The organism is Streptomyces sp. NPDC012637 (assembly GCF_042954805.1).
GTDB lineage: Bacteria > Actinomycetota > Actinomycetes > Streptomycetales > Streptomycetaceae > Streptomyces.
Window position 1 is genome coordinate 576,923 of record NZ_JBIBDS010000007.1, and the last position, 20,890, is coordinate 597,812.

Annotated in this window: 20 protein-coding genes, 1 rRNA gene and 1 riboswitch; of the genes, 6 read left to right on the plus strand and 15 right to left on the minus strand. The window is 70.9% G+C overall.

Features of this window, described 5'->3' with window-relative positions; genetic code table 11:
* Nucleotides 1-214: 214 nt before the first annotated feature.
* On the plus strand, nucleotides 215-427 hold the full coding sequence (locus tag ACFY8W_RS28385; protein ID WP_391110974.1) for a hypothetical protein: 213 nt from the start codon (nucleotides 215-217) through the stop codon (nucleotides 425-427).
* A gap of 70 nt (nucleotides 428-497) precedes the next feature.
* Nucleotides 498-926, plus strand: coding sequence for an SRPBCC family protein (locus ACFY8W_RS28390; RefSeq protein ID WP_391110976.1), 429 nt, complete (start codon nucleotides 498-500; stop codon nucleotides 924-926).
* A 70-nt stretch (nucleotides 927-996) separates the two neighbouring features.
* Here ACFY8W_RS28390 and ACFY8W_RS28395 read toward each other — a convergent pair whose 3' ends face one another.
* Nucleotides 997-1,623: a helix-turn-helix transcriptional regulator gene (locus ACFY8W_RS28395; RefSeq protein WP_391110980.1), complete on the minus strand. Its 627-nt coding sequence runs from the start codon at nucleotides 1,621-1,623 to the stop codon at nucleotides 997-999.
* A gap of 184 nt (nucleotides 1,624-1,807) precedes the next feature.
* Here ACFY8W_RS28395 and ACFY8W_RS28400 point away from each other — a divergent pair, with 184 nt between their 5' ends.
* The gene (locus ACFY8W_RS28400; RefSeq protein WP_391110983.1) at nucleotides 1,808-2,617 is read left to right on the plus strand and encodes a PhzF family phenazine biosynthesis isomerase; all 810 of its coding nucleotides are present in this window, start codon (nucleotides 1,808-1,810) and stop codon (nucleotides 2,615-2,617) included.
* A gap of 100 nt (nucleotides 2,618-2,717) precedes the next feature.
* On the opposite strand, the gene ACFY8W_RS28405 is transcribed toward ACFY8W_RS28400, so the two are convergent.
* Both ACFY8W_RS28405 and ACFY8W_RS28410 read right to left on the minus strand, forming a co-directional pair.
* Nucleotides 2,718-3,452, minus strand: a complete 735-nt coding sequence (locus ACFY8W_RS28405; protein WP_391111092.1) for a type II CAAX prenyl endopeptidase Rce1 family protein — start codon at nucleotides 3,450-3,452, stop codon at nucleotides 2,718-2,720.
* Between the two features lie 121 nt (nucleotides 3,453-3,573).
* Nucleotides 3,574-5,091 (minus strand): glutamate--cysteine ligase, encoded by a 1,518-nt coding sequence (locus ACFY8W_RS28410; RefSeq protein ID WP_391110985.1) that lies wholly within the window; start codon nucleotides 5,089-5,091, stop codon nucleotides 3,574-3,576.
* A 495-nt stretch (nucleotides 5,092-5,586) separates the two neighbouring features.
* Between ACFY8W_RS28410 and ACFY8W_RS28415 the strand changes: the two genes are divergently transcribed.
* On the plus strand, nucleotides 5,587-6,186 hold the full coding sequence (locus tag ACFY8W_RS28415) for a hypothetical protein (protein ID WP_391110988.1): 600 nt from the start codon (nucleotides 5,587-5,589) through the stop codon (nucleotides 6,184-6,186).
* Between the two features lie 311 nt (nucleotides 6,187-6,497).
* Complete coding sequence (locus tag ACFY8W_RS28420) at nucleotides 6,498-6,704, plus strand: DUF5999 family protein (protein ID WP_128976548.1); 207 nt, start codon at nucleotides 6,498-6,500, stop codon at nucleotides 6,702-6,704.
* An 85-nt stretch (nucleotides 6,705-6,789) separates the two neighbouring features.
* On the opposite strand, the gene gcvP is transcribed toward ACFY8W_RS28420, so the two are convergent.
* Entirely contained in the window at nucleotides 6,790-9,675 is a 2,886-nt protein-coding gene (gene gcvP / locus ACFY8W_RS28425; protein ID WP_391110991.1) for an aminomethyl-transferring glycine dehydrogenase, read from the minus strand.
* Nucleotides 9,676-9,854: 179 nt separating this feature from the next.
* A riboswitch (glycine riboswitch) is annotated at nucleotides 9,855-9,953 on the minus strand.
* Nucleotides 9,954-10,016: 63 nt separating this feature from the next.
* Here gcvP and ACFY8W_RS28430 point away from each other — a divergent pair.
* Nucleotides 10,017-10,442 carry a PRC-barrel domain-containing protein gene (locus tag ACFY8W_RS28430; RefSeq protein WP_391110994.1) on the plus strand — a complete coding sequence of 142 codons (426 nt, stop codon included), beginning with the start codon at nucleotides 10,017-10,019 and terminating at the stop codon, nucleotides 10,440-10,442.
* Between the two features lie 33 nt (nucleotides 10,443-10,475).
* On the opposite strand, the gene ACFY8W_RS28435 is transcribed toward ACFY8W_RS28430, so the two are convergent.
* From ACFY8W_RS28435 to rrf, 11 genes are all read right to left on the minus strand, one after another.
* Entirely contained in the window at nucleotides 10,476-11,891 is a 1,416-nt protein-coding gene (locus ACFY8W_RS28435; protein WP_391110996.1) for a DNA polymerase IV, read from the minus strand.
* A gap of 80 nt (nucleotides 11,892-11,971) precedes the next feature.
* The gene (locus tag ACFY8W_RS28440) at nucleotides 11,972-12,604 is read right to left on the minus strand and encodes a MerR family transcriptional regulator (protein ID WP_391110998.1); all 633 of its coding nucleotides are present in this window, start codon (nucleotides 12,602-12,604) and stop codon (nucleotides 11,972-11,974) included.
* A 186-nt stretch (nucleotides 12,605-12,790) separates the two neighbouring features.
* Nucleotides 12,791-13,264 carry a bifunctional nuclease family protein gene (locus ACFY8W_RS28445; RefSeq protein ID WP_128976543.1) on the minus strand — a complete coding sequence of 158 codons (474 nt, stop codon included), beginning with the start codon at nucleotides 13,262-13,264 and terminating at the stop codon, nucleotides 12,791-12,793.
* Nucleotides 13,265-13,328: 64 nt separating this feature from the next.
* Nucleotides 13,329-14,075, minus strand: a complete 747-nt coding sequence (locus ACFY8W_RS28450; protein ID WP_391111001.1) for a MerR family transcriptional regulator — start codon at nucleotides 14,073-14,075, stop codon at nucleotides 13,329-13,331.
* 28 nt (nucleotides 14,076-14,103) lie between these two features.
* The gene (locus ACFY8W_RS28455) at nucleotides 14,104-15,066 is read right to left on the minus strand and encodes an FHA domain-containing protein (RefSeq protein WP_391111004.1); all 963 of its coding nucleotides are present in this window, start codon (nucleotides 15,064-15,066) and stop codon (nucleotides 14,104-14,106) included.
* A gap of 61 nt (nucleotides 15,067-15,127) precedes the next feature.
* Complete coding sequence (locus ACFY8W_RS28460) at nucleotides 15,128-16,051, minus strand: DUF881 domain-containing protein (RefSeq protein ID WP_391111007.1); 924 nt, start codon at nucleotides 16,049-16,051, stop codon at nucleotides 15,128-15,130.
* 5 nt (nucleotides 16,052-16,056) lie between these two features.
* Nucleotides 16,057-16,389 carry a small basic family protein gene (locus ACFY8W_RS28465; protein ID WP_015032176.1) on the minus strand — a complete coding sequence of 111 codons (333 nt, stop codon included), beginning with the start codon at nucleotides 16,387-16,389 and terminating at the stop codon, nucleotides 16,057-16,059.
* A complete protein-coding gene (locus ACFY8W_RS28470; RefSeq protein WP_391111010.1) occupies nucleotides 16,386-17,315 on the minus strand; it encodes a DUF881 domain-containing protein in 930 nt (309 codons plus the stop codon). The genes ACFY8W_RS28465 and ACFY8W_RS28470 overlap by 4 nt, the downstream gene beginning before the upstream one ends.
* A 111-nt stretch (nucleotides 17,316-17,426) precedes the next feature.
* Entirely contained in the window at nucleotides 17,427-19,922 is a 2,496-nt protein-coding gene (locus ACFY8W_RS28475; protein WP_391111013.1) for a sugar phosphate nucleotidyltransferase, read from the minus strand.
* A gap of 115 nt (nucleotides 19,923-20,037) precedes the next feature.
* A complete protein-coding gene (locus ACFY8W_RS28480) occupies nucleotides 20,038-20,646 on the minus strand; it encodes a CDP-alcohol phosphatidyltransferase family protein (protein ID WP_391111016.1) in 609 nt (202 codons plus the stop codon).
* Between the two features lie 139 nt (nucleotides 20,647-20,785).
* Nucleotides 20,786-20,890: ribosomal RNA gene (rrf, locus tag ACFY8W_RS28485) — 5S ribosomal RNA — on the minus strand; the annotation flags it as partial.

Consider the following 20,890-nt stretch of genomic DNA (forward strand, 5'->3'; position numbering starts at 1 on the left):
AGGGACAGGAGCATGCACCCTTCCACCTCATCAGCCCCGGCGGGCCTGGGCATCCCCGGCGAGGAGCATGTGCGCATCCCACCGCAGTCGGGCACGGGCGGGCGGTTCCTCCTCCTTGCGGATGAGATCCTGCGAGTTCTTCCCCAGGGGCGCGCGCCGCCTTGCCATACGCCCTCTACGCAACCACAGGCCCGTCCCGTGACGTCCTCCAGGCATGTTCTGGATGGTGGCCCTGCTGGCGCAGGACGGGCTGCAGTACGTCTACCGCGTCTACGCACCGCGGGAGGCACTGCCGGCCGATCTCTTCTGGGCCGCGTTCCACTGCCACGACGAGGGCGACGGGCCCCGCGCGTCCGACTGGTTCGACTCCGCGCAGATGTGGTGGATGGACGGCGAGACCGCAGAACTGACGGTTCATCAGTATTGAATGTTCACGCCCCGGCGGCTACGTTCCGCGACACCGAACTGCCGACAGGTACGCGTGAAGGGGTGGTCCCATGGCCGAAGTCAGCGCGGAGGCACGCATCGAGGCACCGGCCGAGAAGGTGTGGGCGCAGCTCACCGACTGGGGCTCGTACGGGGAGTGGAACGCCACCCACACGAACTTCCCGAACGGCGGCCCGGCCACCCTGGAGGCCGGCGCGACCTTCGCGGAGAACATGAAGCTGATGGGCTTCCCCGCCGAGGTGACCTGGACGGTCGAGGAGCTGGAGACCGCGCGCGTGTTCGCGATCCGCGGCAAGGGCCCGATGGGCGTCGACGTCGGCACGCGCTACTCCCTCACCGCCGACGGCGAGGCCACCACCGTACGGATCGACGGGGAGTTCACGGGTGCGGCCGTGTCCCTGATGGCGGGCAAGCTCAAGGACTCGGCGACGGCTGCGCTGACCGAATCGCTGCGCAAGCTCTCCGGCCTGGTCGCCTGACCGGCCCGCTCCGTACGCGAAGGGGCCCCGCGGTACGTCGCCGCGGGGCCCCTCGTCGCCGTCGTAGCGCTCAGCGCTCGTCGGCCAGGATCAGGTACAGCTTCTTGCGGGCCTCGTTGATGACCTCCACGGCCTTCTGCCGCTGGTCGGCGCTGCCGGTCTTCCAGACCTGCCCGAAGGCCTCCATCAGGCCGAAGCCGGCCTGCCGGATCTCGTTCACGGCGTCCCAGTCGACGCCGCGCCCGACCTCCTCCCACGGGGCCTCCGGCCCCGTCTCCGCCTCGCCGCGCCCGGTGTCGGTGAGCGTGAACAGCTTCTTGCCGCCCTCGCTCTCGCTGGCGATCAGCCCCTCGTCCTCCAGCATCTGGAGGGTCGGGTAGACCGAGCCGGGGCTGGGCTTCCAGGCTCCGCCGGTGCGCTCGACGATCTCCTGGATCATCTCGTAGCCGTGCATCGGGCGGTCCTTCAGGAGGGCCAGGATCGAGGCGCGCACATCGCCGCGCCGCGCCCGGCCGCGACCGCCGCCGCGACCCCTCCCGCCCCAGGGGCCTCCGCCCCACGGTCCGCCGAAGCCCGGGCCGAACTGCCCGAAGGCCGCGCGCCGCCCCTCGAATTCACCACGAGGGCCAGGACCGCAGTGCCCGCGTCCGGCACCGGGTCCGTTTCCGTGTCCGAATTCATGTCCGTAGGTACGCATCGCAACGCTCCTTCCATCGAGACTCATCGTTGAACTGTCGCGATGCTTCAACGATATATCGGAACAGTTCGTTCGGCAACACCCGGACGAACCACTGGCGACGCCCGGACCGACGCCCGAGCGGTCCAGCCATCCCGAATTGGCCTTGGTCTGCGGTTTTGCCGCTCCGGTACGGTCCCGTCCCATGCGGATTCGAATCGTCGACGCCTTCACCGACCGGCCCTTCTCCGGCAACCCGGCCGGAGTCCTGCTCCTGGACTCCTTCCCCGAGGACGACTGGCTCCGGAAGGTGGCCGCCGAGGTCAACCTCTCGGAGACCGCCTTCGCCCACCCGCTGCCGCCGGGCGGCGAGGCGGACTGGGCGCTGCGCTGGTTCACGCCCACCACCGAGGTCGACATGTGCGGCCACGCCACCCTGGCCACCGCCCACGTCCTGCACAGCACCGGCATCGCCACCGGCACCGTCCGCTTCGCCGCCCGCTGCGGCGTCCTGATCGCCACGGCCGAGCCGGACGGCACGATCACCCTGGACTTCCCGACCTCCTCGCTCACCCCGGTGCCGGCGCCCGACGGCCTGGAGAAGGCGCTCGGCGCGAAGCCGGTCGCCGTCCACGACACCGCCGCCCACATCGGCGACCTGGTCGTGGAGCTGGCCGACGAGACGACCGTGCGCACCCTCGCCCCGGACTTCGCGCTGCTGAGCACCCTGTCCGACCGCGGGATCATCGCCACGGCAGTCGCCGACGAGCCGGAGGGCGCGTACCAGTTCGTCTCGCGCGGCTTCTTCCCGGCCGTCGGCATCGACGAGGACCCGGTCACCGGCAGCGCCCACACGGCGCTCGCGCCCTACTGGTCGGCCCGCTTCGGCCGCGACGAGCTGACCGGCTTCCAGGGCGGCGCGCGCACCGGCGTCGTCCGCACCCGTCTGCGCGGCGAGCGCACCCACCTCAACGGCCACGCGGTCACGGTCATCGACGGCGAGCTGCACGCCTGAGCCCGGCGCGAGCACTCCGGCGGACGGGCCCACGAGCCCGGGGCACACGAAGAAGGGGCGTACGGCACCGGCCGTACGCCCCTCGCCCGTCGTCCTCCGCTCACGGAGTGGGCAGCCAGCCCACCTTCCCCGCGAGCAGCCCGTAGCCGACGAAGGCCACGATGTCGAGCAGCGCGTGCGCGACCACCAGCGGCCCCACCCGGCCCCAGCGCCGGTACAGCCACACGAAGACCACGCCCATCACCATGTTGCCGACGAATCCGCCGATGCCCTGGTACAGGTGGTACGAGCCGCGGAGCACCGCGCTCGCCGCGAACGAGGCCTTCGGGGACCAGCCCAACTGGTCGAGCCTGCGCAGCAGATAGCCGACGACGATCACTTCCTCCAGGACGGAGTTCTGGATCGCCGAGAGGATCAGGACCGGGTACTTCCACCACACCTCGGGCAGGGACTCGGGCACGACCGTGAGGTTGAACCCGGAGGCGCGCGCCGCCAGGTAGAAGGCGAGGCCCGCGCTGCCGATGCCGGCCGCGACGAGCGCCCCGCGGCCGAGGTCCGGCCACGGCCGCGTGCGGTCGAAGCCGATCGCCCGCAGCCCGCGCACCCCGGCGCCCTCGCGCAGCAGCAGATGGGCGACGAGCACGACCGGTACGAGCGCCGTGGCGATGCCGAACAGCTGCCAGGCCAGGTCGAGCCAGGGCCGCCCGGGCGCGTACGAGCCGTTGAGCGTGGCGGCCTGCTCCTTGAGCGCGCCGGGCTTGGTCAGCGAGCCGATGAAGCTGATGAGCGAGGAGAGCGCGCTCGCGCCGAGCGACAGCGCGAGCACGATGAGCATCTCGGAGCGCAGGATCCGGCGCGGCAGCCCGTCGGGGGGCAGGGAAGCGTCCACCACTCGTTGCTCCGACACCACACCTGTCTCCCATTCCCCATCGCTCTCCGGGTAACGGGAACCCTACCTACGGGGCCGGGGAAGCGCTCCCGGCCCCCACCGGCCAGGTGTGCACCGGCTCCCCGGTGAGCATCAGCTCGCGGTAGCGCCGGGTGGTGGCCGCCAGGGCCGCCGGACGGTCGAGACCCGACTCCAGGAACCGGTGGAAGGTGTCCGCCTGCCAGGAGGCGCCGTTCACCCGCCGCCGGCAGCGCTCCTCGATCACACCCAGGTAGAAGTCGCGGTCGCGCGGCTCGACGTGCCAGGCGTCGAGCCCGGCCGCGGCCAGCGGCAGCAGCTCGTCGAGGACCAGCCGAACCGCGGGCACGGTCGACACGCCGCCGGCGCGGCCCGGGCGGGGCCAGCGCAGCTCCGCCTCGATGCCGTGGCGGCACGCGGTGTCGAAGTTGTGGCCGGCGTCGGCGAAGTCCATCCGCTTCCAGACGGGCCGGGACTCCTCGGCGAGCGAGCGGACGAGCCCGTAGTAGAAGGCCGCGTTGGCGACGACGTCGGTGACCGTCGGCCCGGCCGGGAGCACCCGGTTCTCCACCCTCAGGTGGGGGACGCCGTCGACCCAGCCGTAGACCGGCCGGTTCCAGCGGTAGACGGTGCCGTTGTGCAGGACCAGCTCCTGGAGCCTGGGCACCCCGCCCTCGTCCAGGACGCGCAGCGGGTCCTCGTCCTCGCAGATCGGCAGCAGGGCGGGGAAGTAGCGCAGGTTCTCCTCGAACAGGTCGTAGACCGAGTCCACCCAGCGCTCCCCGAACCAGGTGCGCGGACGCACACCCTGCGCCTGCAGCTCGGGCGGCCGGGTGTCGGTGGCCTGGGTGAACAGCGGCGGCCGGGACTCGCGCCACAGCTCGTGCCCGAAGAGGAAGGGCGCGTTGGCGCCCACCGCTATCTGCACGCCGGCGATCGCCTGGGCCGCGTTCCACAGGGCGGCGAAGCGGGGCGGGGTCACCTGGAGGTGCAGCTGCACCGACGTGCAGGCGGCCTCGGGCACGATCGAGGCCGCGGTGCAGAGCAGCCGCTCCACGCCGTGGATGTCGAGGGTGAAGTCCTCGCCGCGGGCGGCGAGTATCTGGTCGTTGAGGAGCGCGTAGCGGTCGGCCGCGGAGAGGTTGGCGTGGACCGCGTCGTCCTGGGTGAGCGTCGGGAGTATGCCGATCATCACGACGCCCGCGTCCAGCTCCCGGGCCTTGCGGTCGGCGTAACCGAGTCCGGTACGGAGTTCCTCCGCGAGCCGGTCGAATACGTGTCCGTCGAGCCGGTGCGGGGCGATGTTCACTTCCAGGTTGAACATTCCGAGTTCGGTCTGGAAATCGGGGCTGGCGATCCGGTCGAGCACCGGCGCGTTGAGCATCCTGGGCAGCCCGTCGTCGCCCGCGAGATTGAGTTCGATCTCCAGGCCCATGAGATTGCGGGGCCGGTCGAACCGCTTCTCCGCGAGCAGCCGCGCGAGCGCCGCGAGGCATTGCTGGAGCTTTCGACGGTAGCGCTGCCGGTCGGACGGGCCGAACCCGTCGGCCACGACCTTCTCCCCCATCGAGCGTCCCTCCCGAGTGGGCGGCCGCCGCGACGGCCGCGAGCGTCACGGACGATGATGCCCCGTCGGCTGATCGACAACGCCTGCGGAACGCAGGTGTGAGCCGTTACTCTTGGCGGGCTTTCTCCGGAGGCAGTCTCCGCGGGCAAAGAGCAATCGACATATACCAATGTCATATTGTCCGCACTGCACCGGCGCAGCGTGGGTCAAGATTCGGCCGACCGGCCCGGCGAGGAAATCGCAGGCAGTCGTTCCCCGGAGCCATGCATTCCACCGAATCACCGGGGGAATACGACCGAATGACGCCTTGTCAGGAATATCAGCGGCGCCTAGCGGAAACACTGTGTGAACACGTGTCGTATAAACTCCGCGCACGAGGCAGAGTGTTGGCGCACGGCCATGTACCCATGGCCCCCCTCTCTGGCCCCGTCGCTGACAGCGCCGTCGTTACCTGCCCACGCTTCACCGTGTCTCCTGAGTGAGAGGCGACCCATCATGCTCCGACCCTCCCCGGCCCCCGCGCCGGCCCTCCGCAGTGTCCTCGCGGCCCTCGGCTCGCCCTCGGCGGTACGAGAACCGCGTACACCGGCCCTGCGGACCGCACAGGGACCGCTGAGCCCCGAACTGCCCCTGCCCGTCCACGTGCTCGGCGTGCCCGACGCGGCCGGACAGCGGCCACCGCGCACCCGGCTGGCCGGCTGGCGCTTCCTCATCCGGAACGGGGACCGGGCGATCGCCGCCGCCGACACCATGTTCACCCCCGACGGCTGGTCCTTCTCGCACTTCTTCGAGGGTCCCTACGTCGCGGCCACCGAGCGGGCCCTGATCCAGGCCGAGGCGCTGGTCACCCCGTACCAGCCACGGCTGCTCTCCGTGCCGGAGCTCTACATGCTGACGCTGTGGCTGCACGCCGACACCGAGGCGGACGGCGCCACCACCGAGCCCGGGGCAGCCGACCTGCTCGTGCCGCTCGCGCCCGCACCGCCGGGAATCGCCGCCAACCGCCCCTACGGGGTGGCCGACCTGCTCCCGGTGATCGGCCTGCGGCTCACCCCGCCGCCGCTGCTCGGTTCCGCCGCGAGCGCGACCGCCTGAGCGCGCGACCGGTCCGGACAGCAGTGCGCCCCGGGGCCTTCGGGTCCCGGGGCGCACTGCTGTCCGAGGCGGGTCCCGTTCGGACTAGCCCACTGGGACCACCCCGAACCCCCCTAAGTGACGGGGCGGTTGACCTGAACCGCCCCTGCGGGTGATGCGTCTTCCCAGGAGAGGACGAGCTGCCGCGAAATCCCTGCGGAATGCCGTCCGTAGGGCAAGACTGGGGACCGGAACCGAACCGACCGACGGGGGCGGCCATGCCGACGAAGAGCCGCAGGACATCCACCACGACGCAGCGAAAGAATCCCTCCATGTGCCAGCACCAGCCCGCCTGTCCCACCGCCGACTCCGCCGACCGGGAGGCCGCCCGCCCTGTGGCGCACCACCCGGAGCAGGGCTGGAGCCTGCTGTGCAACGGCGTCCTGCTCTTCGAGGACACCGGTGAGCTGCTGCCGGACGGGCAGATCATCGCCCCGCACCGCCCGCTGACCGCGGCCGGGGTGACGACGGCGGCCTGACGGCCGTCCACCCGCACCGTACGGGGCACGGGAAAAGCCGAGGGCCGGCCCGGAGACACGCTCCGAACCGGCCCTCTCGTCATGCTCAGTTGTCGTACTCGTCCAGCGGCGGGCAGGAGCAGACCAGGTTGCGGTCGCCGAACGCGCCGTCGATCCGGCGGACCGGCGGCCAGTACTTGTCCGCGGCCGAGACGCCGGCCGGGAACACCGCCTCCTCGCGCGTGTACGCGTGGTTCCACTCGCCGCCCAGCGCCGCGGCGGTGTGCGGGGCGTTGCGCAGCGGGTTGTCCTCGGCCGGCCACTCGCCGGAGCCGACCTTCTCGATCTCGGCCCGGATCGCGATCATCGTGTCGCAGAAGCGGTCGATCTCGGTGAGGTCCTCGGACTCGGTGGGCTCGATCATCAGCGTGCCGGCCACCGGGAACGACATGGTCGGCGCGTGGAAGCCGTAGTCGATCAGACGCTTGGCGATGTCGTCGACGCTCACGCCGGTGCTCTTCGACAGCGGACGCAGGTCGATGATGCACTCGTGCGCGACCAGGCCGGCCGGGCCGGTGTAGAGCACCGGGTAGTGCGGCTCCAGGCGCTTGGCGATGTAGTTCGCCGCGAGCACCGCGACCTGGGTGGCGCGCTTGAGGCCCTCGCCGCCCATCAGGCGGACGTACGACCACGAGATGGGCAGGATGCCCGCGGAGCCCCACGGAGCGGCCGAGATCGGGCCGACGCCGGTCTCCGGGCCGGCGGTGGGCTGCAGCGGGTGGTTCGGCAGGTACGGCGCGAGGTGCGCGCGCACCGCGACCGGGCCGACGCCGGGGCCGCCGCCGCCGTGCGGGATGCAGAAGGTCTTGTGCAGGTTCAGGTGCGAGACGTCGCCGCCGAAGTGACCCGGCTTGGCCAGGCCGACCAGGGCGTTGAGGTTGGCGCCGTCGACGTACACCTGGCCGCCGGCCTCGTGCACCAGGCCGCAGATCTCGGAGACGTGCTCCTCGAACACACCGTGCGTGGACGGGTAGGTGATCATCAGCACGGCGAGCTCGTCGCGGTGCTGCTCGATCTTGGCGCGCAGGTCCTCGACGTCGACCTCGCCGTCCTCGGCGGTCTTGACGACGACGACCTTCATGCCGGCCATCACCGCGGAGGCGGCGTTGGTGCCGTGCGCGGAGGACGGGATGAGGCAGACCGTGCGCTGGGTGTCGCCGTTGGCCCGGTGGTAGGCGCGGACCGCGAGCAGACCGGCCAGCTCGCCCTGCGAGCCGGCGTTCGGCTGGATCGACACCTTGTCGTAGCCGGTGGCCTCGGCGAGGCGCTCCTCGAGCTCGGTGATGAGCGTGACGTAGCCCTGCGCCTGCTCGACCGGGGCGAAGGGGTGGATCTGGCCGAACTCGGGCCAGGTCACCGGCTCCATCTCGGTGGTCGCGTTCAGCTTCATGGTGCAGGAGCCGAGCGGGATCATGCCGCGGTCGAGCGCGTAGTCGCGGTCGGCCAGCTTGCGCAGGTAGCGCAGCATCGCGGTCTCGGAGCGGTGCGCGTGGAAGACCGGGTGGGTCAGGTACGCGTCGGTGCGCAGCGCGTCGACGGGCAGCGCGTCCTCGGTGACCGGGTCCAGGGCCTCGATGTCGGCCTCGACGCCGAAGGCGGCCCAGACGGCGGCGAGGTTCGCCCGCGTGGTGGTCTCGTCGCAGGACACGGACACCTGGTCGGCGTCGACGCGGTACAGGTTCACGCCGGCCTCGCGGGCGGCGGCGACGACGGCGTCGGCGCGGCCCGGGACGCGGGCGGTGAGGGTGTCGAAGAAGGCGCCCTGGGTCAGCTCGACCCCTCCGGCCCGCAGACCGGCGGCGAGGATCGCGGCGTAGCGGTGGGTCCGCCGCGCGATGCCCTTCAGGCCCTCGGGGCCGTGGTAGACGGCGTACATGCCGGCCATGACGGCGAGCAGGACCTGGGCCGTACAGATGTTGCTGGTGGCCTTCTCGCGGCGGATGTGCTGCTCGCGGGTCTGCAGGGCCAGGCGGTAGGCCTTGTTGCCGTCGGCGTCGACGGAGACGCCGACGAGGCGGCCGGGCAGCGAGCGGGCGTGCTTGTCCTGGACGGCCATGTAGCCGGCGTGCGGACCGCCGAAGCCCATCGGGACGCCGAAGCGCTGCGTGGTGCCGACGGCGATGTCCGCGCCGAGCGAGCCGGGCGAGGCCAGCAGCGTCAGGGCGAGCAGGTCGGCGGCGACGGTGACGATCGCACCGAGCTCGTGGGCCTGGTCGATGACCGGCTTGATGTCGCGGATGGCACCGGAGGCGCCCGGGTACTGGATCAGCACGCCGAAGACACCGCGCTCGGCGACCTCGGCCGGGATGCCGGCGGACAGGTCGGCGACGACGACCTCGACACCGGTCGGCTCGGCGCGGGTCTCGATGACGGCGATCGTCTGCGGCAGCGCGTCGGCGTCGACCAGGAAGACGCCGTTCTTGACCTTGCCGACCCGGCGGGACAGCGCCATGGCCTCGGCGGCGGCGGTGCCCTCGTCGAGCAGCGACGCGCCGGAGGTGGGCAGACCGGTGAGGTCGGCGACCACGGTCTGGAAGTTGAGCAGCGCCTCCAGGCGGCCCTGCGAGATCTCCGGCTGGTACGGCGTGTACGCCGTGTACCAGGCCGGGTTCTCCATGACGTTGCGCAGGATGACCGGCGGGGTGAAGGTCCCGTAGTAGCCGAGACCGATCATCGGGGCGAGGACCTGGTTGCGGTCGGCGAGGGAGCGCAGCTCGGCCAGCACCTCGGCCTCGGTGCGGGCACCCGGCAGGGCCAGCGCCTCGGCGTTCTTGATGACGTCCGGCACGGCGGCGGCCGTGAGCTCGTCGAGGGAGCCGTAACCGACCTGGGCGAGCATCTTGGCCCGCGCCTCGGCGTCGGGCCCGATGTGCCGCTGCTCGAAGGGGATTCCCTGCTCGAGCTCGGAGAGCGGAATGCGGTTGGCGGTCATGTACGGGGGCCTCCTGGTCGTCACGACCTGCGAGGGGCACCTCGGCGCGGGTGCCCGGACGGCCTCCCCCTCTGTCATCTCAACCTGAGAGCTTCACCGGCCGTGCCCTGAGGGCAGGCCGGCTTTCACCGTCGGTGAGAGCGGATGCCGTCGACGCCCGCCCTGCTTTCCAGAGTGACCTCGTCCGCGCGGTACGGGTGCCTGAGAGATTCCGGGGAGGATTTGCTCCTTCGGCGCCTCCGAAAGCTTTCTCCGGAGGACTCTCCCGCGCGGGGTCCACAGCCACAGCCAGCCTACCAGCGCCGTTCCTTCTCCCATCGCTCAAGTGGCCGACATCCCAGATGTGCACTTTCGTAGTGCTTGTAGAGCAGTTGCGACCAGTTGGAGGGACCGTGCAGACCGACATCGATCCGCGCAGCCTGATCGGCCGCAAGGCGTTCGACCGGAACGGACACAAGATCGGCACCGTGGACGAGGTGTACCTGGACGACGCGACGGGCGTCCCGGAGTGGGCCGCCGTCCGCACCGGCCTGTTCAGCCGGGACGCGTTCGTCCCCCTGGAGCCGAGCGAGCTGGCGGGCGACGGCCTCCACATCCCGTACGAGCGCGCGCTCATCAAGGACGCCCCCGACTTCGGCGTCGGCCGCCACCTCTCCCCCGAACAGGAACTCCAGCTCTACCGCCACTACAGCCTCGCCCTGCCGCCCCCGCCCCCGGACACCTCGCCCCGCGACTTCGGCCGTCTGGCGGGCCAGGAGGAGTCCTGACGCGCCCTTCCCGCCGCGCCCGTCCCGTCAGGACTACGCCGCCGCGCCCGTCGCGCCGCCCGGGACGAGGGGCAGCGGGTCGGAGGGCTCGAGCTCCGGGTCGTCGACCGAGAAGGTGCGGACGCGGCCGGGCGCCGAGGTCGGCTCCTCGAAGCGGACCGTGACCCGGCCGATGCCGCTGCCCTGCACCCACCCGGGCCCGTGCACGGCGTGCCGGACGTCGAGCCCGGGGGCCCAGCGCCGCTCGACCCGCTCCGTGGCCGTCGGAGGCGCGGCCGCGACGACCGAGGAGGCGACCGCGCCGTCCTCGGTCCGCCGCTCCTCGCCCACGCCGTCGGCGGCACCGGCCTCCGCCTGCGCCTCCGCTTCCGCCCGGGCCTCCGCCTGGGCGAACAGATCCTCCTGCGTGTAGTCCGCGAGGCCGCTCACCCCGACGCCGAGCAGCCGCACGCCACCGGTCGTGTCCACCAGGTCGAGGAGCCGCGCCGCCGCCTCCCGCACCACCACGGGGTCGTCCGTGGGCCCGCGCAGCGTCTCGGAACGGGTCAGCGTCGAGAAGTCGTAACGCCGCACCTTCAGCACGATCGTCCGCCCCGAGTGCCCGGATCCGCGCAGCCGCGCCACGCACCGCTCCGCGAGCCGCTCCACCTCCAGCCGGATCCGCAGCCGGTCGTGCAGGTCCACGTCGAAGGTGTCCTCGACGGACACCGACTTCGCGTCCCGCTCGGCCACCACCGGCCGGTCGTCGTGCCCGAGGGCCATCAGATACAGCGAGGCCCCGTGCGCCTTCCCGAGCAGCCGTACGAGCTCGTCCTCGCCGGCCTCCACCACCTCGGCCACCGTCGTGATCCCGGCCCGCCGCAGGTGCTCACCGGTGGCCGGCCCGACGCCCGGGATGATCCGCACCGAACGCGGCCCGAGCAGCTCCCGCTCCGTGCCCGGCTCGATCAGCACGAGCCCGTCCGGCTTGGCCTCCTCCGAGGCGATCTTCGCGAGCATCTTCGAGCCGGCGAGACCCACCGACCCGGTGAGACCGGTGGTCGTGAGGATGTCCCGGCGGAGCAGCTCTCCCGCGGCCCGCGCGCTCGCGGCGTCGTCCGCGACTCCCCCGGCCTCCAGGTCGACGAAGGCCTCGTCCAGGCTGAGCGGCTCGACGAGCGGCGAGAGCCGCCCGAGCAGTTCCATGACCTGGCCGCTGATCGCCCGGTAGAAGGCGAAGCGGGGAACGAGATAGGCCGCGTTCGGCGCGAGCCGCCGCGCCTGCGCCATCGGCATGGCCGAGTGCACGCCGAAGCGCCGTGCCTCGTACGAAGCGGTCGCGACCACGCCGCGCGGCCCGAGCCCGCCCACGACCACCGGCTTTCCGCGCAGGCTGGGCTTCGACGCCTGCTCGGCGGCGGCGAAGAAGGCATCCATGTCGAGATGCAGGATCGTGGGCGCGGCTCTCACGGTTCCGATGCTGCCCCACACCACTGACAATCGGCTCGTACGCGCGTACGAGCCGGTTCCGCCGGGCGCGGAGCCGCGGGTCAGACGGCCCGGTCGCGGCGGCGCCGCGCCAGCTCGTCGGCCGGGTTGTGCCCGATCAGCGTCTCGCCGGTGTCGACGCGCTCGCCGTGGAGCTGCGACAGTGCCGCCTCCACGTCCCGCCAGACCACACCCACGGCGATGCCGAAGACGCCCTGCCCGCCCTGGAGCAGGTCGACGACCTCGTCCGGCGAGGAGCACTCGTACACGGTCGCGCCGTCGCTCATCAGCGTCATGCGCTCGAGATCGCGAAATCCCCGCGCCCGCAGGTGCTGCACCGCGGCCCGGATGTTCTGCAGCGCGACCCCGGTGTCAAGGAAACGCTTGACGATCTTCAGGACGACGACGTCACGGAAGCTGTAGAGCCGCTGCGTGCCGGAGCCGTACGCGGGCCGCACGCTCGGCTCGACGAGGCCGGTGCGCGCCCAGTAGTCCAGCTGCCGGTAGGTGATGCCGGCCGCCGCACATGCCGTGGGGCCCCGGTAGCCGACGGTCTCCTGGGCCTCGCCCGTGGCCGTCGGGCCCGTGCCCGCGTCCGTACCGAGGTCGCCCACACTGCCGTGAAGCGGATACGGGCCCTTCTCCCCGGGGGCGCGCCCCAGGAAGCCCCCTGCCGTACCGTCGCCGCTGCTCATCACGCCGACCCTCCGTCCTTGACCTGCCCACACGAAGGTAGGCAGTCACTCGGGGTGCGTCAACGATCGCCACACTCGGCACGCCGAGTGATAATCACCCGAAGAGTGGTTTCCCGTGCCCCGTGTCGGGGAAAGGCTACTCGAATGCCTCAGGGCCGCCCTCCGGCCGCGGGCGAGGCCGGCGGACTACTGGTTGCTCGTCCCGAAGTCCTCGGGCGAGATCTGGTCGAGGAACTCGCGGAACTTCTCCACCTCGTCCTCCTGCTCGTCCGGAATCGCGATCCCCGCGTCGTCGAGCACCCCGTCACTGCCGTAGATCGGCGTCCCGGTGCGCAGGGCGAGCGCTATCGCGTCGGACGGCCGGGCGCTCACCTCGACGCCGCTGGCGAAGACCAGCTCGGCGTAGAAGACGCCGTCGCGCAGGTCCGTGATGCGGACCTCGGTGAGCTCCTGCCCCACGGCCTCGAGCACGTCCTTGAAGAGGTCGTGCGTCAGCGGCCTGGCCGGGGCCATGCCCTGCTGGGCGAAGGCGATCGCGGTCGCCTCCCCCGGTCCGATCCAGATGGGGAGGTACCGGTCGCCTCCCACTTCACGCAGGAGCACGATCGGCTGGTTGGAGGGCATTTCCACCCGGACACCCACAACGTCGAGCTCGTTCACACAGCAACCCTAGGACGTGCCCGACCGGTTTGGGTAGTCGGGCCGTCCGAAGGCCGTCCCCGGTTCACTGCAGCCGGAGCCCGAGAGCGGTCTGGACCAGTGCCGCGTGCAGTCGCACGGAGAGTCCCGCCAGCTCCTTCGCGGTGGCCTCCGCATGGGCCCTGGTCTGCGGGTTACGGTGCCGGCGCAGCGGCGCGACGACCTGCTCGACGAGACCGGCCTCCCGGTCGGCGGCGGCCTTCACGGCCCGCAGGTGGCGGGGTTCCAGACCGAATCTCCCCAGATCCGCCACGAGCTTGGCGACGGTGACGGTCTCGGCGTCGTAGCCCCCGCCCTCGGCCTGGGCGATCAGCCCGTACGACTCCCAGTCGGCCAGCTCGGCCTCGGTCACCTCGGCGGCGGCGAGCAGCTCGGCCCGGCCGACCCGGGCCGCGGTGGGACGCTCGCCCTCGCCGTCCCAGGCGCCGTCGAGCAGGTCCCGCGAGGGACCCGCGGGCGAGGGCAGCCTGACCTGCTCACCGCGGGCGAGGGCGTCCAGATGCTCGCGGATGACCTTGAGCGGGAGGTAGTGGTCCCGCTGCATCCGCAGGATCTGGGCGAGCCGCTCCACGTCCTGCGGGCTGAACTTCCGGTAGCCGGAGGCCGTCCGGCGGGGCTCGACGAGCCCCTCGGCCTCCAGGAACCGGATCTTGGAGATGGTCACTTCGGGAAACTCGTCGCGCAGCTGGCTCAGCACCGTGCCGATGCTGACCAGCCGCTCGCCCGCGGAGGCGGTGCCGAGACCGGCACCGCCCGTCGGTGTACGCAGCATGGACCTTCCCTGAAGGTTCTCCGGGGCGTCACACGCCCCGCTGGCTCGCGAAGAACACGAGCCGGTACTTGCCGATCTGCACCTCGTCACCGTTGGAGAGCACGACCGAGTCGATCGGCTCGCGGTTGACGTAGGTGCCGTTGAGGCTGCCGACGTCCGACACCGTGAAGGTGCCGTCGGGCTGGCGCCGGAACTCCACGTGACGGCGCGACACGGTCACGTCGTCCAGGAAGATGTCGCTCTGCGGGTGACGGCCGGCCGTGGTCAGCTCGCCGTCCAGCAGGAAGCGGCTGCCCGAGTTCGGACCGCGGCGCACGATCAGCAGCGCCGAGCCGGCCGGCAGGGCCTCGACCGCCGCCAGCGCCTCGGCCGACAGCGCCGGGAGCGCGGTCTGGCCCGTGACCTCCGAGTCGTAGGCCTCGAGCCCCGAGATGGAGATCGTCGAGGTCGTCTCGGAAGCACGCTCAGGCGCCACTCCGCCCCGCAGCGGCGTGCCGCAGTGGGAGCAGAAACGGCTGTCCGCCGTGTTGCGGTGACCGCACCTCGTACATACCGGCATGGACGCGTCCTCCTGCCGCGGCTGCCCCGCGGAGGTCTGGGTCGCGTACGGATCGGGGACAAACCCTCCACCCGTACTTGAGGTTGATGGTTCTCCGAAACCTATGCGCCCGGCACCGGCAGGGTCAACAGAAGACGCGCCCTGTGTGCCCGGAATGTCGCCACCGTGGCCACCGACCTCGTCGCGGAAGAGCGGGCGCTCGGCGCCCTGTTCCTCGCTCTGGGCGTGACGCGGCGCGCGATGCCTGGCGTTGCCGCCGTCCTCGCGTCCGCTCTTGCCGAACAACTTCGCAAACAACTTCACGGGCGATTCCCCTTGACCGAAACAGACCCGCCCGTGGGGCAGGACGAACCCTGACTGAACACACCTGCCGACCCGGACATCTTCACAACGTCCGTAGCCACTCGACAGTTTCCACCACGCACCACCCATGTGGTGCGGCGACCCCCCGCAAGGTCATGCCCTTGCTGCGCGACCGTCATCGAGCCCCGCCTCACTGCGAGGACGACTGAGCGTAGTCAGGCCGCTTCGCAGGTCGCAAGGCGTCGACGACGATCTTCCCGGAACGCTCCACCCTGGCCGTGGCCTGCTCCTTCTCCAATGTCTGGACGATGCCGCCGGGGATGTTGAGCGCGGGCTCGAGATCCTCCGGCTTGCCGATGACCTTGAAGACGTACGGAGCGGCCACCTGCGTTCCATCGATCCGCATGTCGCGTCCGCTGCCCGAGAAGTAGCTGTCCGCCACCACGCGCACATCGTTGACCTGGATCGCCTCCGCGCCGGCCGCCCGCAGCTCCTGGATCGCGTCGAGCAGCATGTCCGACTCGACGGCCCCGGCCGGGTCCGTGATCGTCAGCGTGATCCCAGGGCCCTCGGCGGCGACCGTACCGGCCAGGATCCCGAGCTGCCGCTCCTTCTCCTGGGTCTGCTTCCGGGCCTCCTCGGCCTGGTCCGAGCTGGACTCCAGCTCGTTGCGCTGGCTCTCCAGACGGGTCTTCTCGTCCTCCAGGCGCTGGGTGCGGTCGTCGAGCTCGTCGAGGATCCGCACCAGGTCCTCCTGGCGGGCGCCGCGCAGCGCGCTGTTGTCGCTCGTCGACCGGACCTGGATGGCAAGCCCCAGGCCGAGGACGAACAGCAGCAGGGCCACGACGAGTTGGGCCCGCGTCACCCGCGGCGGCCACAGACTGGCGGCCAGCCGCTGCCGCCCGCTCGCCGACGGCCCGGACGGAGGCGCGGCGGCGGGAGCCTGTGGGGGCGCGGGCGCCGCGGGAGGCTGGGGCGCGGGCGGGGGTACGGGCCCGGGCAGCGGCGGCCGGGGCCCCGGCTGCGGCGCGCCGGCCTCGCCCGGCTCCCGCGCCGGACCCTTGTCCCGCCCGTCGGCGTTCGCGTTCTCGTTCTCGTTCTCGTTGTCGCTCATCGGCCTCACGCCCGGAACACGTGCCGACGGATGGCGGCGGCGTTCGAGAAGATCCGGATGCCGAGCACGACGACCACACCGGTCGACAACTGCGCGCCGACGCCCAGCTTGTCACCGAGGAAGACGATCAGCGCCGCCACCACCACGTTCGACAGGAACGACACCACGAAGACCTTGTCGACGAAGATCCCGTCGAGCATGGCCCGCAGTCCGCCGAAGACCGCGTCGAGGGCGGCGACCACGGCGATCGGAAGATAGGGCTCGACCACCGCCGGAACCTCGGGCCGGACCAACAGTCCGACCACGACTCCCACGATCAGGCCCAGTACGGCGATCAAGATGTGCCCTTCCCTGTCTCGGCCGTGGCCTGCCCGGTGGCCTTCGCCGCCCCGGCTCCCCTCGGCTCTGCTGTACGTACGATCAGGCTCGGCGCGGCCGGCAGACGCACGTCGCCCTCGGCCGAGATGCTCGTACGGATCCCGAAGTTCTCCTGCAGCGCGTGCAGGTACTGGCCGTCGGCGCTGTCCTGGAACGCCGTGCTCAGCCGCTGTCCGTCGCCGACGGCGAGGATCGTGTACGGCGGCACCAGTGGCTTGTTGTCGACCAGTATGGCGTCGCCCGCCGCCCGGATCGCCGACAGCGCCGTCAGCCGCTGACCGTTGATCGCGACCGCCTCGGCACCCGACTCCCACAGGCCGTTCACGACCCGCTGCATGTCACGGTCGCGCACCCGCCCGGTGTCGGAGAAGCCGCTGCTCTCGCGCGGACCGCCGCCGCCCGTGTCGGTGCCCTTGGCATCGTCCACGACCAGCTTCACGCCCGGCCCGTGCACCGGTGTCGCCCCGGACAGCAGCGCCACCAGCTCGGCCTGGTCACCGCCGTGCTGCTCCAGCGCCCTGCGCTGCCGCTCCCCGACCTCGTCGCGGATCCGCTCGACGTCCGTCTCCAGCTTGTCGGCCGCGGACGTCTCCGACTCGATCCGGTCGATCAGCTCCTGCCGCTCCTTGGCGACCACCGGCGCGGACACCCGCGCCTCGGCCGCCCCCAGCGTCACGACGGCCGCCGCGAGCACCAGGCCCGCCGCGAGCCCGAGCTTGGCCCGAATCGTACGGGGCATACCACCGCCCTCGGCGGCCCGCCGGGCCGAGGCCTCCGCGTAACCGTCGTCCAGCGCATGGTCGATCACGTTGTTCAGCAGCGACATGGACGCGTCCGGACGCGGAGGTGGCGTTCCTGTGCTCCGAACGGGGGGCTGCTGCGACATGCCGCACATCGTCGCACGTCGCACGCCGTACCGCCGAATGGCCCCACCGAGGAGCCGGGAGGTACCCACGGGTACCTCCCGGCTCCGCCGTCTCGTCCGTCCGCTCCCGGCCTAGTGACCTGCGCTGTCGACGACGGCCGACCACTCGTCGAGCAGAGCCTGCGCGGAGCCGTCGTCCGGCCCCTCCGCCCACAGATGGGTGACGGCCTCCGCCGGGTCGGGCAGCACCATCACCCAGCGCCCGTCGGCCTCCACCACCCGCACGCCGTCGGTGGTGTCCACGGACCGGTCACCGGCCGCCTCCACCACCCTGCGCATCACCAGACCCTTCACCGCCCACGGAGTGGCGATGTCCCGCTTCAGCACGTGCGCCCGCGGGATACGGGCGTCGATCTGGCTGAGCGTGAGCTGCGTACGGGCCACCAGACCGATGAGCCGCACGAACGAGGCCGCACCGTCGAAGACGCTGCTGAACTCCGGCACGATGAACCCGCCACGGCCGTCACCGCCGAAGATCGTCGACTCGTCACGGCCGACCCGGGTGAGGTCGTCCGGCGAGGTCGTCGTCCACTCCACCTGCGTGCCGTGGTAAGCGGCGACCTGCTCGGCGATCCTCGTGGTCGTCACCGGCAGCGCGACCCTGCCGGACCGCCGCTCGGCCGCCACCAGGTCCAGCATCACCAGGAGTGCCCGGTCGTCCTCGATGATCCGGCCCCGCTCGTCGACCAGGGAGAGCCGTTCGCCGACGGGATCGAAGCGCACGCCGAACGCGGCACGCGCCGAGGCCACGATCTCCCCGAGCCGCACCAGCCCGGCCCGCCGGGTCTCCGCCGACTCCGTAGGCCGCGACTCGTCGAGACCCGGGTTGATCGTCAGCGAATCCACCTGGAGCCGGCCGAGGAGGCTCGGCAGAACGAGACCCGCACTGCCGTTGGCCGCGTCCACGACCACCTTGAGACCCGCCTCCGCGATGCCGGACGTGTCCACGTTCCGCAGCAGCGAGCCGGTGTACGAGTCGAACACGCTGGCCGGGAAGGACAGGTCGCCGATCTCTCCGGGGAACGCCCGCCGGTACTCCTGGCGCGCGAACACCCGGTCGAGCTTGCGCTGCCCCGCCTGCGACAGGTCCGCGCCCCGCTCGTCGAAGAACATGATGTCCACGGAGTCCGGCGCACCCGGCGAGGTCCGCACCATGATCCCGCCGGCCGAACCCCGCGCCGTCTGCTGCCGCGCCACGGGCAGCGGCACGTTCTCCAGGTCGCGTACGTCGATGGCGGCGGCCTGCAGCGCCGAGATCACCGCCCGTTTCAGCGCCCGCGCGCCACGGGAGTGGTCACGCGCGGTCGTGACGGTCGCGCCCTTCTTCAACGTGGTGGCGTACGCCCCGGCGAGCCGCACGGCCAGCTCGGGCGTGATCTCCACGTTGATGATGCCGGACACGCCCCGGGCCCCGAAGAGATGCGCCTGGCCGCGGGACTCCCAGATGACGGAGGTGTTGACGAAGGCGCCGGCCTCGATCGTCTTGAACGGGTAGACCCGGACATTGCCCTGCACGATCGATTCCTCACCGATCAGGCACTCGTCCCCGATGACGGCCCCGTCCTCGATCCGGGCGGCCCGCATCACGTCGGTGTTCTTGCCTACGACACAGCCGCGCAGATTGCTCTGCTGCCCGATGTAGACGTTGTCGTGGATGACGGCCTTGTGCAGGAAGGCCCCGCTCTTCACCACGACGTTGGACCCGATGACGGTGTGCTCGCGCACCTCCGCACCGGCCTCCACCTTGGCGTAGTCCCCGATGTACAGCGGCCCGCGCAGCACGGCGTCGGGATGGACCTCGGCGCCTTCGGCGACCCAGACGCCGGGCGAGATCTCGAAGCCGTCGATGTCGACCTCGACCTTGCCCTCCAGGACGTCGGCCTGGGCCTTCACATAGCTCTCGTGGGTGCCCACGTCCTCCCAGTAGCCCTCGGCGACATAGCCGTAGATCGGCTTGCCTTCCTTCATCAGCTGCGGGAAGACGTCACCCGACCAGTCGACGGGAACGTCCGCCTCGACGTAGTCGAAGACCTCGGGCTCCATGACGTAGATGCCCGTGTTCACCGTGTCGGAGAAGACCTGTCCCCAGGTCGGCTTCTCCAGGAATCGTTCGACCTTGCCTTCCTCGTCGACGATCGTGATGCCGAATTCCAGCGGATTGGGCACCCGGGTCAGACAGACTGTGACGAGCGCGCCCTTCTCCTTGTGGAACCGGATCAGATCGGTGAGGTCGAAGTCGGTGAGCGCGTCCCCCGAGATGACGAGAAAGGCGTCGTCCTTCAACGCCTCCTCGGCATTCTTCACGCTGCCCGCGGTGCCGAGCGGCTTCTCCTCGTTGGCATAGGTGAGCTCCATTCCGAGCTCTTCGCCGTCCCCGAAGTAATTCCTTACGAGGGAGGCGAGAAACTGCACGGTGACGACGGTCTCGTTGAGACCGTGCCTCTTGAGCAGTCGCAGGACATGCTCCATGATCGGCCGGTTCACGACCGGCAGAAGAGGCTTGGGCATGCTCGATGTCATGGGGCGAAGGCGAGTGCCTTCACCACCGGCCATCACGACGGCCTTCATGTCGGAAGCGTCCTCCTTGAAGAGACGACGGTCCTGCCGACTTCACCTGTCCACTCAATGGCCCTTCGGAGTCTCGATCCGGCCGGCGTCGTTGCCAGGCACAGGACGGACGGGCTCAATCGGCCGTGGTATCCGCCTTCACGAGTCGACGGACCTGGACCACGTAGAGGATCCCTGCCCACCAATACAGAGTTGTACCCCATCCGGCGAAGGCCCACCCGAAAACTTCAGCGAGTGACGCAAGCCATCCGTCTCCGTCACTGAGGAGCAGCAACGGGAACGCGTACATCAAGTTGAAAGTGGCAGCTTTGCCGAGAAAGTTGACCTGCGGCGGCGGATAGCCGTGGCGGCGGAGGATACCCACCATCACCAGGAGCATCAACTCACGGGCCAAAAGCGCGAGGGTCAGCCAGAGCGGCAGGATCTCCCGCCAGGTGAGACCCAGGAGGGTGGAAAGGATGTAGAGCCGGTCCGCGGCCGGATCGAGCAGTCGACCGAGGCTGCTGATCTGGTTCCAGCGCCGCGCGAGCTTCCCGTCGAGATAGTCGCTCACACCGCTGAGCGCCAGGACGAGCAGCGCCCAGCCGTCACTGTTGGGCCCGCCGAACACGGGCCGCAGGATCAACCACAGGAACAGAGGCACGCCGACGAGGCGAGCCATGCTGAGGATGTTGGGGATGGTGAGTACCCGGTCCGTCTGAACGCGGGTCTCCTGGACCTCCACCCGGGGGCCTCCTGTGGGAACGAGCTGATGATGGCCCCATGACCTTACCTTCAGCCCGGACGGCCGGCGGCACAGGGGTCTCCTGAACGCAGAAATGCCTCAACCCCCGGACGGGATCCGGGGGTTGAGGTCAAAATTTGTTCGGCGGTGTCCTACTCTCCCACAGGGTCCCCCCTGCAGTACCATCGGCGCTGAAAGGCTTAGCTTCCGGGTTCGGAATGTAACCGGGCGTTTCCCTAACGCT